At 63.1% G+C, this 6268-nt stretch carries 8 protein-coding genes; 2 read left to right on the forward strand and 6 right to left on the reverse strand.

Annotation, left to right across the window (positions count from 1 at the left end):
* The first annotated feature begins 3 nt into the window (after positions 1–3).
* Positions 4–1041 (forward strand): Gfo/Idh/MocA family oxidoreductase, encoded by a 1038-nt coding sequence (locus tag EOA33_RS03060; protein ID WP_127404917.1) that lies wholly within the window; start codon positions 4–6, stop codon positions 1039–1041.
* A gap of 378 nt (positions 1042–1419) precedes the next feature.
* On the opposite strand, the gene EOA33_RS03065 is transcribed toward EOA33_RS03060, so the two are convergent.
* The 6 genes from EOA33_RS03065 to EOA33_RS03090 are packed head-to-tail and all read right to left on the reverse strand — an operon-like array spanning position 1420 to position 5780.
* Entirely contained in the window at positions 1420–2679 is a 1260-nt protein-coding gene (locus EOA33_RS03065) for an ABC transporter substrate-binding protein (protein WP_127404918.1), read from the reverse strand.
* A 49-nt stretch (positions 2680–2728) separates the two neighbouring features.
* Positions 2729–3157 carry a hypothetical protein gene (locus EOA33_RS03070; protein ID WP_127404919.1) on the reverse strand — a complete coding sequence of 143 codons (429 nt, stop codon included), beginning with the start codon at positions 3155–3157 and terminating at the stop codon, positions 2729–2731.
* A gap of 5 nt (positions 3158–3162) precedes the next feature.
* Positions 3163–4218 (reverse strand): aldo/keto reductase, encoded by a 1056-nt coding sequence (locus EOA33_RS03075; protein ID WP_126056268.1) that lies wholly within the window; start codon positions 4216–4218, stop codon positions 3163–3165.
* Positions 4215–4568 carry a TIGR04076 family protein gene (locus EOA33_RS03080; RefSeq protein WP_126056269.1) on the reverse strand — a complete coding sequence of 118 codons (354 nt, stop codon included), beginning with the start codon at positions 4566–4568 and terminating at the stop codon, positions 4215–4217. The genes EOA33_RS03075 and EOA33_RS03080 overlap by 4 nt, the downstream gene beginning before the upstream one ends.
* The gene (locus tag EOA33_RS03085; protein ID WP_126056270.1) at positions 4561–5052 is read right to left on the reverse strand and encodes a DUF3830 family protein; all 492 of its coding nucleotides are present in this window, start codon (positions 5050–5052) and stop codon (positions 4561–4563) included. The genes EOA33_RS03080 and EOA33_RS03085 overlap by 8 nt, the downstream gene beginning before the upstream one ends.
* The gene (locus EOA33_RS03090; protein ID WP_127404920.1) at positions 5049–5780 is read right to left on the reverse strand and encodes a GntR family transcriptional regulator; all 732 of its coding nucleotides are present in this window, start codon (positions 5778–5780) and stop codon (positions 5049–5051) included. Before EOA33_RS03090 ends, EOA33_RS03085 begins: the two co-directional genes overlap by 4 nt.
* Positions 5781–5944: 164 nt before the next feature.
* Here EOA33_RS03090 and EOA33_RS03095 point away from each other — a divergent pair.
* The coding region (locus tag EOA33_RS03095; RefSeq protein ID WP_127404921.1) for an ATP-binding cassette domain-containing protein at positions 5945–6268 on the forward strand (324 nt) is incomplete at its 3' end.

Genomic DNA, 6268 nt, shown 5'->3' on the forward strand with positions numbered 1-6268 from the left:
ACCATGACCCAACGGGTCAAGCTGGCCGTCGTTGGGGCAGGCCTCATCGGCAAGCGCCATATTCAGCACGTCCTGGCCGAGCCCTCGGCGCAACTCAGCGCCGTGGTCGATCCCACGCCGGTTGGCGAGACCATTGCCAAGGAAGCCGGCGTGAAGTGGTTTCCAGGCTTCGCGGACATGATTGCCGCAGACCGACCTGATGGGATCATCGTGGCTACGCCAAACCCGGCTCACGTCCAGAACGGGTTGGAAGCCGTTGAAGCCGGCATTCCTGCACTCATCGAGAAGCCAATCGCCGATGACATTGCATCCGGGGAAAAGCTGATCGCAGCGGCTGAGGCAAAAGGTGTTCCTCTTTTGACCGGTCATCACCGCCGACACAATCCGATGATGCAGAAGGCAAAGGAAATCATCGAAAGCGGAAAGCTTGGTCGCGTTCTTGTTGTCAATGCGATGTTCTGGCTATTCAAACCCGACGACTACTTCGACATCTCGTGGCGTCGTGAGCGCGGCGCGGGGCCGGTTTTCCTCAATCTCATCCACGATGTCGACAATCTGCGCTACCTTTTCGGCGATGTGGCTGCGGTTCAGGCACGCGAGTCCAACGCGGTGCGCGGCAACGCAGTTGAGGAAACGGCTGTGATCCTGATTGAGTTCAAGAACGGAGTGTTGGGAACTGCGACAGTCTCGGACGCGGTGGTCGCACCGTGGAGCTGGGAGATGACAACCGGAGAGAATCCGGCTTACCCCAAGACCGAGCAATCCTGTTACATGATCGGAGGGACGCACGGATCGCTGGCTGTTCCGTCGCTCGAGGTCTGGCGCAATCCTGGTAAACGGAGTTGGTGGGAACCCTTTGACCAAACGCGTATCGAGGTCGACGACGAGGACCCACTTGTTCTGCAGATCAGACAATTCTGCAAGGTGATCCGCGGAGACGAACCGCCGCTTGTCAGCGGGCGTGAGGGGCTCAAAACCTTGAGGGTGGTCGATGCGGTAAAACGCTCGGCGGCAACGGGAGAACGTATCGAGTTGAACTGACGCATGAGTAATGTGACCGCCTGCTCGCCCTTCGCGTCTCCTTGCTTGCGGTGCGATGAGACGCCGGCTCAACACCGCGCTTTTGGCGGAGGAACCGTCGCCGCCTTATCCCATGTGAATGTTTGCCGCTGGCGGTCGCCGCCTGAATCGAGCCTTGGCCAGGGCGCATTGTGCGCTGCCGCCGCCGCGCCTGAACCAGCAAAGTCCGGTGACGCACGACACGCCCCGGCGGGCCTGGTCAATGTGCAGCCCTCACCGGCACATGCACCACGGCCGCACAGCGTCGTCCCCCGCTGAACGCTCGACGCATCTGTATCCTTACAAAGCTATCTCGCTTGGCGCCGATCTCAATTGCGCTCGGCGCCAAGCGAATGACCTTTACTGCAACTTCGCCTGCAGCGCATTGACATCATCCGTCGTCATCTCGCCGTCGGTCGTCACATTGCCGTCGACGATCTTCCACAAGCGGAACGGACCGGTAATGTCGCCATATTTGTCGAAAGAAACCGGACCGATGACGCCTTCGTAGCGGATCGGCTTGCCGTCCTTGATCAGGCCGAGCGCTTTGGCGAATTCGTCCTTGCCGGCATAGATCGGCGTGCCGGCCGGATCGACCGCCTTGTACATGGCGTCCTTGATCTTGGCCGGGTCGTCGGAGCCGGCGATGGCGATGGCAAGCCCGACAATGGCGCCGGCGTCGTAGGAACGATCGGCGGCCGGGTTCGATGGCTCGATGCCTGAGAATTCCTTGTAGTTCTTGTTGAAATAATCGGTCGACGCGGTCGGGCTGGTGCCGGAGGAGGTGCCGTAGGCGTCCTTGAGATAGTCGGCGCCGACGGAATCGATGAAATCGGGACTGTTCATGCCGTCGTTGAGCAGGAACTTCTGCACCCCGCCCTGCGAGATCCAGGTGCGGGCGACGGTGGCGCCGTCGACCGGCGTGCTGACGAGATAGAGCCCGTCCGGTTCGCCGGCCATCGCCGCCGTGACTTCCGACGCATAGCTCGACTGCTTCTCGTTGTAGGGCGTGTCAGAGACGATAGTGCCGCCGAGCGCCTTATAGGCGCGCGAGAACTCGGCCACCATGTTGACGCCGAAGTCGTTGTTGACATGGATGACCGAGAGCTTCTTGAAGCCCTTGTCGATGGCGTATTTGGCGGCGGCCACGCCCTGCAGCGCATCCGAGGTGATGGTGCGGAAGAAGATGCCGTTGGTCTTGCCGTCGCGGCCGAGCGCGGTCAGCGTCGGCGACGAGGAAGCGGGTGAGACCTGGACGATCTTGGCTGGCGCGGTGACCGAGGTGAGGATCGGGATCGACACCGAGGAGATAATGCCGCCGATGATCACAGGCACCTTCTTGACCTGGACGAGCTGGGTCGCGGCATCGACCGCGACATTGCCTTGGCTCTGGCTGTCGCGCGTGTCGGTCGCAAGGTCGCAGCCGCGTACCCCACCCGCGGCATTGATGTCGCGGAAGGCCATCTCGACCGACTTGGCGCCGGCCTGGCCGTATTCGCCGGCGGGGCCTGTCAACTCCATGACGAGGCCGACGGTGATCTTGCAATCGGCGGCTTGAGCCGCACCTGCCAACGTGACGAGAGCGAGCGCGGCGGTAAATTTCAGTATCGTGTTTCTCATTGTTGTTCCCCTTGAGTTACTCGATTGTGGTCTGATGTCTTGAGCCTGTTCAGCGTTCCGGCACCTGCAACCAGGTCTCATGCAGATGTCGCCATTCGACGCCGTTTGGCGCCGATGAACTGGTGGTGAAGACGGCGCTCGACTGGCGGCGGCTGCGCTTGCCGCCGCGCAGCTGCGCCTCGACATAGAGGACGACGATCGTGTCGTCGGTTTGCCAGCCGGGCCGGATGTCCTCGATCGAGATGGCAAAGCCGTCATCGAAGGTGGCGCGGCTTTGTCTGACATGGTCGACGACCACATCGCGACCGAGGATCGCGCCGCTCGGCGCGATCATGGTCAAGCCTTCGCCCATGACGGCTTCGAAGCGACCGAAGTCGACGGTGTCGGCACGCGCGGCGACGAACCAGTCGACGAAGAAGCGATGCAGATCGACGATCTCGGTGCTGGCGCGGGAAAACAGCGAGGCCTGCTGGCTCATGGCGCTCACATCCGACCCGCGTTCAAATTGTAGTGCATGATCGAGCCGTGGCGGCCATGGCGGTCGCGCTCCAGCGTGTAGACGTCACCTTCGAGGCCGGGGCTTTGCGCGATCACGGCGCCGATCGTCGCCTTGTCGTCGGGGCTCAGTTGCACGTCCATGATTGCCGCATTGGCAAGCGCATGCGCCTGGTTGCGGGCGCCGACGATGACGGCCGCGACCTGCGGCTGTTCCAGCACCCAGGCGCTGGCGATCGTGGCGATGTCGACGCCGTGGCGATCGCCGGCCGTCTTCAATGCCCGCAGCAATTGCTGGAACAGGTCCCAACCGCCAAAGTCGTCGATGATAAGCTTGTATTTGACCAGCGATCGGTTTTCGAGCGGCGTCGCCGGTTCGGCAGCGCCAAGCCATCGATCGCTGAGGAAGCCGCCAGCTACGGAACCGTAGCAGAGGAAGCCGACGCCGTTCCTGGCGGCAAGGGCCGCAAGCCTGTCCGCCGGCCGCTGGTCGAGCACCGAATATTGTAGTTGCTGACTGACCAGCGGAATGCCTGCCGCGAGGATCTCGGCGAGCCGCGGCGTGTCGAAATTGGTGGTGCCGAGGTTGCGCACCTTGCCCTCGCGGCGCAGCTCGTCGAGCCAGGCCATGGCCTCGACATAGCGAGGCTGCGCATAATCCCACCAGTGGAACTGCACGAGATCGATGCGCTCGGTCTTCAGCCTGCGCAGCGACTGGTCGACGATGCTCCTGATATAGTCGCGGCTGATGCCGGCCAGCCGTTCGAGGTCGGGCACCAGCTTGGTGTGCACCTTCATCCTGGCGGCGGCATCAAGGCCGCGCTCGTTGGCGAGCCGCAGCCGCGCGGCGCCGAACAGCTCCTCGACGCCGGTGTAGATGTCGGCGCAGTCATAGGTGAAGATACCGGCGTCAAGAGTGGCGATCAGGTCGGCCACCGCCTGCTCGCGGTCTATCGCGCCATGACCGCCGGCCAGTTGCCAGCCGCCGCGGATGACGCGCGAGATGGTGTAGCCGGTGGCGAGTTCGAAAGTCCTGGCAGTCATTTGTGCTCCGTCTTCCCCGGCAGCGGCACCGCCGTCGTTTCGGCATGGCTGAACCGCCGCTTGGCCACCCTGACGATCCTGAGCCGGCTGGCGCAGTTCGGATCGGGACAGGCGATCTCGGCGTCCGACGTCATCCAGTCATTGGCGTGCGTCGGCCGCTGCTTGGCCGCCAGCAGCGGCAGCACGGCGGCTAGCGAATAGATCGAAAAGCCCTGCCCGGCCGGCAACGACAACATCTCGCCCTTTAGGTCGAAATAGTCGCCCGCCTTGGCGCCGCAATAGATCGGCTTGCCTTCGGGGATGACCGCCTCTACGCGAAGATCGAAGAGCTCGAAACTGTCGTCAGCCATTTGAGGCCTCCACCAGGCTGAAGGAGATGTCGGAGGCGCCGTTGCGGCGGATGACGGCGCAGGCAGTGGCGAACTGATCGCGCTCCTCGGCAACCACCTGCGCCACCACGCTGCCGGCGAGCCAGCCGATCGGGAACAGAAGCCGCGCGCCTGGCCCGTAGAACAGGCCGATGTCGAAGATGGCATTGGGGTTGCCGCCCCAGACGCGCCGCGGCACGTAGGACAGCACGATGTCGCCAGGCTGCGGCGTCAGCGTCGCGTTTTCTGCTGGCAGAGGCTGAGCATAGGCCTGGCCCGCAAGATCGGCAGCGGGAACCGGACAGGAGATTTCAGGCCCGGTCCACATCGCATGGATGCCGGGGATGATCCGCGGCCTACCGAGATAGGCACCCAGGAAAGCAACGTTTTCCGGCGCTTTCTCGGGCAGCAACAGCGCCGTCACGGAAAGCTTCGAGCGCGGCTCGGTGATCCTGATGGAAGTCATGTCTGGTCTTTCGCTGCCGATTGCAGCTTGTGGCGCAGGAAGGTGAACGGCCGGCTGATATCGGCGACAAGCGCTTCGCGCGCTGCCTGAGCGTCCTGCGTGGCCAGCGCCGTGACGATACGGCGGTGATACTGGGCTGTGTCGACCTCGCCGGCTTCCGAAAAGGCGTAGATGGCGACGCGGATGCAGGGGCCAGATTGCAGCCACAGGCTCTCGATCATCGGGATCAGCACCGCCGAGCCGCAGGACCGGTAGATTTCGAAATGAAAGCTCTGGTTCAGCGTCACTTCGCGATCGACATCCTTCTTGTGCTTGAGCGCGCGCATTTCGTCCCATTCGCCCAGAATGGTCTCGATGGTGGCGATCTGGCGCGGGCCCATGCGGGTCACGGCCAGTGCAATCGCTTCGCCCTCGATCAGGATGCGAGCGCGCAAAAGATCGTCGATGCGTTCCAGCGTGATCGGCGGCACGCGCACCGAGCGGTTGGGCAGCGCTTCCAGGGCCTTTTCGGTGATCAGTCGTCCGAGCGCCTCGCGCACCGGCATGGTCGAGGTCACCAGCGCGTCGGCAAGGCCGCGGATGGTCAGCATCTGGCTTGGCTCGAACAGGCCGCCAATCAGAGCGCGGCGCAGCTCTGAATAGACCCGGTCCTGAACGGTCTCTCGGCCGACAGGCGCAAGCTGGGCGCCGATCGCATCGTTCTTCCGCTCGGCGGTAGCCTTCTGCATGGCGTTCCCGATCCTGGCCCGTTTTTGGCCGGCTTCTCTTTTGACAAGGGCTTGGCCGTTTTCGGCTTGCGGATAAAATTAAAGCCGAATACCGTGATCAAAGCAAGTGTGATCACATATCAAAATTCAGAAAGCGACAACGATCGCTGCGGCCAGAGGGACTGATGATCGAGACGGCGACACAGCATGGGCCGGAGACCCGTGCGCCGGTTCTGACAGCGAGCAACCTCGTCAGGCGCTTCGGTGGTCTTGTCGCGGTCAACGACGTGTCGTTCGAGGTAGGGTCGGGCGAAATCCTCGGACTAATCGGTCCGAACGGCGCCGGAAAGACGACGATGTTCGACCTTCTGGCCGGCAGCATCCTGCCAACCAGCGGCGAGATCCGTCTCAACGGGACCCTGGTATCGGGCGAGGCCGCGCACCGCCGCATCGGACGTGGCCTCGGCCGCACCTTCCAGATTCCGCGGCCGCTGCCCAATTTGACGCTG

Source organism: Mesorhizobium sp. M4A.F.Ca.ET.050.02.1.1 (assembly GCF_003997725.1).
Taxonomy (GTDB): domain Bacteria; phylum Pseudomonadota; class Alphaproteobacteria; order Rhizobiales; family Rhizobiaceae; genus Mesorhizobium.

Excerpts from the sequence above, each read along its gene's own strand:
- EOA33_RS03060 (WP_127404917.1), top strand. The coding sequence starts at position 4 with ATGACCCAACGGGTCAAGCTGGCCGTCGTTGGGGCAGGCCTCATCGGC.
- EOA33_RS03065 (WP_127404918.1), bottom strand. The coding sequence starts at position 2,679 with ATGAGAAACACGATACTGAAATTTACCGCCGCGCTCGCTCTCGTCACG.
- EOA33_RS03070 (WP_127404919.1), bottom strand. The coding sequence starts at position 3,157 with ATGAGCCAGCAGGCCTCGCTGTTTTCCCGCGCCAGCACCGAGATCGTC.
- EOA33_RS03075 (WP_126056268.1), bottom strand. The coding sequence starts at position 4,218 with ATGACTGCCAGGACTTTCGAACTCGCCACCGGCTACACCATCTCGCGC.
- EOA33_RS03080 (WP_126056269.1), bottom strand. The coding sequence starts at position 4,568 with ATGGCTGACGACAGTTTCGAGCTCTTCGATCTTCGCGTAGAGGCGGTC.
- EOA33_RS03085 (WP_126056270.1), bottom strand. The coding sequence starts at position 5,052 with ATGACTTCCATCAGGATCACCGAGCCGCGCTCGAAGCTTTCCGTGACG.
- EOA33_RS03090 (WP_127404920.1), bottom strand. The coding sequence starts at position 5,780 with ATGCAGAAGGCTACCGCCGAGCGGAAGAACGATGCGATCGGCGCCCAG.